Annotated in this window: 2 protein-coding genes; one reads left to right on the top strand and one right to left on the bottom strand. The window is 72.3% G+C overall.

Features of this window, described 5'->3' with window-relative positions; translation table 11 throughout:
• Window positions 1–52 precede the first annotated feature (52 nt).
• A complete protein-coding gene (locus ACI79O_RS24090; protein ID WP_456915389.1) occupies window positions 53–1,045 on the bottom strand; it encodes a type IV toxin-antitoxin system AbiEi family antitoxin domain-containing protein in 993 nt (330 codons plus the stop codon).
• A 385-nt stretch (window positions 1,046–1,430) separates the two neighbouring features.
• Between ACI79O_RS24090 and dnaK the strand changes: the two genes are divergently transcribed.
• Window positions 1,431–3,305, top strand: a complete 1,875-nt coding sequence (gene dnaK / locus ACI79O_RS24085) for a molecular chaperone DnaK (protein WP_456878121.1) — start codon at window positions 1,431–1,433, stop codon at window positions 3,303–3,305.
• The last annotated feature ends 99 nt before the right edge of the window (window positions 3,306–3,404 follow it).

Raw genomic sequence — 3,404 nt, 5'->3', positions numbered from 1 at the left:
GTGCCCGACCTCACCCCGCAGCGCGAGGTCGGGCACCGCACGGTGCGGGTGGTCACGCGGACCGTCGTCGACCCTGTGTCCGTGGCGTGGCGCTGAAGCGCCGGACGGTGGGTCCCGGCGCGGCCAGGAGGCGGGTGAGGTCGGCTGCGACGGCCGGCCAGCGGTCGCCGAGGTCGGCGTCGGCGATCCGGACGACGCGGATGCCCAAGGCGCGGAGGTCGTCCTCGCGCCGCTTCTCGTCCCACAGGACCTGACCCGCGGACCGCTCGCGCCACGGGTCCGTGTACTTGACGCGACCGTCGAACTCGACCGCGACCGCGGCGTCGTCGAACCAGGCGTCGACGACGCCGACCAGCCGACCCTCGGTGCGGATCTCGACCTGCAGCTCCGAAGGCGGCAGTCCCGATCCGACGAGGCGCAGCCGTCCCCGGGTCTCCAGAGGCGACTCCGCGCGTCCGTCGGCCAGCACGATCGCCCGCCGGGCGCGGGGCGTACCCCGCCAGCAGTGCTGAGCCGCGACGACGCCGGACAGCTCCCGGTGCGTCGTCGCTCCGGCGAGCAGGGCGGCGTCCATCGCGACGACAGCGCGCTCGAGTGGCCACTCCCGAGCACAGTCGACGAGCGTGCGGGTCGTGGAGGTCAGGAGGAAGGGACCGCGCCGGACCACCTCCCCGGCGCTCAGCGGCGCACGGTTCATCCGGAACGTCGCGCTCGCCCGCCACTGGCCGGGGTCGGTCAGCCGGACGGTCCGGTCGAGGCCGTCCCACACGGGGAGTCCGAGGAGCCGCGCTGCCGAGCCGTGGCTGATCACGGTGTCCGGCCGGTCGAGGAACAGCAGGGCGGCCAGGCAGTCGGCAGCGTGCCGGCGCGCGCCGAGATCCCCCAGCCGCTCGGCGGTCGTGTAGACGCCCCGCCGCAGCCGCACCCACCTGCCGGTGGAGCACAGGGACCGGATCTCGTCGTGTCCGTATCCCGCGCGGCGGGCGTCGACGGTCGTGAACAAGCCGAACTGGCGCTCGGCCGCGGCGCGGAGGACGGGGTGCACCGGCCCAGCCTGGCGATGCCCTCCGCCCGGACGGCCGCCGCTCGGCGATCTGTGGACAGCCGGCGCGCGGGCCGGGTAGCCGCACCTCGCGGTGCCCGACCTCACTCCGCAGCGAGAGGTCGGGCACCGCGCGACGAAGGTGGTCGTCGCGCAGAGGAGGTCGGGCACCGCGCGACGAGCGCGGCGGCGCATCGGGGACGCGGGACTCCCGGGCGCCGAGTGTGACGCGGGTCACGGCGGATGGTCGTCCCCACCCTGGGAACACCGTCCGCAGGCGTGCCGTTAGGGTGGGCAGGAAAGTTGAGCGGACCCCGCGCAAGGCGGACGCCAACTCGCCGCACGACCCAGCAAGGCACCCGCACGCACACGAACAGGAGCCAGCTCCATGGCACGAGCGGTCGGTATCGACCTCGGCACCACCAACTCCGTCGTCACCGTCCTGGAGGGCGGCGAGCCGACGGTCATCGCCAACAGCGAGGGCTCGCGCACCACGCCCTCCGTCGTCGCCTTCGCCAAGAACGGCGAGGTCCTCGTCGGGCAGTCGGCCAAGAACCAGGCCGTCACCAACGTCGACCGCACCATCCGGTCGGTCAAGCGCCACATGGGCACCGACTGGAAGACCGGCGAGATCGACGGCAAGCGCTACACGCCGCAGGAGATCAGCGCCCGCATCCTGCAGAAGCTCAAGCGGGACGCCGAGACCTACCTGGGCGAGCCGGTGACCGACGCCGTCATCACCGTCCCCGCCTACTTCGAGGACGCGCAGCGCCAGGCCACCAAGGAGGCCGGTGAGATCGCGGGCCTCAACGTCCTGCGCATCGTCAACGAGCCGACCGCGGCCGCGCTGGCCTACGGCCTGGACAAGGGCGAGACCGAGCAGACGATCCTCGTCTTCGACCTCGGCGGCGGCACCTTCGACGTCTCGCTGCTGGAGATCGGCGAGGGCGTCATCGAGGTGAAGGCCACCGCCGGTGACAACCACCTCGGTGGCGACGACTGGGACGAGCGCGTCGTCAAGCACCTGGTGCAGACGTTCAACGCCCAGAACGGCATCGACCTGTCCAAGGACAAGCTGGCCATGCAGCGGCTCCGCGAGGCCGCCGAGAAGGCCAAGATCGAGCTGTCGGGTGCGCAGTCGACCAACGTCAACCTGCCCTACATCACCGCCGGGGCGGAGGGGCCGCTGCACCTCGACGTCACGATCACCCGGGCCGAGTTCCAGCGACTGACCCAGGACCTGCTCGACCGCGCCCGCGCGCCGTTCAACCAGGCCATCCGCGACGCCGGCGTCTCGGTCGCCGAGATCGACCACGTCGTCCTGGTCGGTGGCTCCACCCGGATGCCGGCCGTCACCGAGCTCGTCCGCGAGCTGACCGGTGGCAAGGAGCCCAACAAGGGCGTCAACCCCGACGAGGTCGTCGCCATCGGCGCCGCGCTGCAGGCCGGCGTCCTGAAGGGCGAGGTCAAGGACGTCCTGCTCCTCGACGTCACCCCGCTGTCCCTGGGCATCGAGACCAAGGGCGGCATCATGACCCGGCTCATCGAGCGCAACACCACGATCCCGACCAAGCGCTCGGAGATCTTCACGACGGCCGACGACAACCAGCCCTCCGTGCAGATCCAGGTGTTCCAGGGCGAGCGTGAGATGGCGATGTACAACAAGAAGCTCGGCATGTTCGAGCTGACCGGTCTGCCGCCGGCGCCGCGCGGCGTGCCGCAGATCGAGGTCGCCTTCGACATCGACGCCAACGGCATCGTGCACGTGTCCGCCAAGGACCTGGGCACGGGCAAGGAGCAGTCGATGACCATCACCGGCGGCTCGGCCCTCCCCAAGGAGGACATCGAGCGGATGATGCGCGACGCCGAGGCCCACGCCGAGGAGGACAAGCGCCGCCGCGAGGAGGCCGAGACCCGCAACCTGGCCGAGTCGCTGCAGTACCAGACCGAGAAGTTCCTCGCGGAGAACGGCGAGCGCATCCCGGCCGACAAGAAGGAGGAGCTCGGCGAGGCCCTGACCGAGCTGCGCTCCGCTCTCGGCGGCTCGGACATCGCCGCGATCAAGTCGGCCCAGGAGAAGGTCGCCCGCATCTCGCAGGAGGTCGGCGGGGCGCTCTACGCCCAGCAGGCCGAGGCCGGCGCGGCCGGCACCGGTGACGGTGCGCCGGGCGCGGCCGGAGGTGCTGCGGGTGCGTCGGCCCCGTCCGGGGACGACGACGTCGTCGACGCCGAGATCGTCGACGAGGACAGCGACCGCCGATGAGCCAGGGGGACGAGCAGCCGCGGGTCGTGATCCGTGACAAGCGGCGGATCGACCCCGTCAGCGGCGCGGTGCGGGCGCCGGCCGGCGAGCAGCCGGCCG

The organism is Geodermatophilus sp. SYSU D00696, from assembly GCF_054050235.1.
Note: the sequence above shows the minus strand (reverse complement) of the source record. Positions and strands in the feature narration are given on the sequence as shown.

Bases quoted from the DNA above. Each gene is read 5' to 3' on its own strand.
- dnaK (WP_456878121.1), top strand. From the start codon at position 1,431: ATGGCACGAGCGGTCGGTATCGACCTCGGCACCACCAACTCCGTCGTC.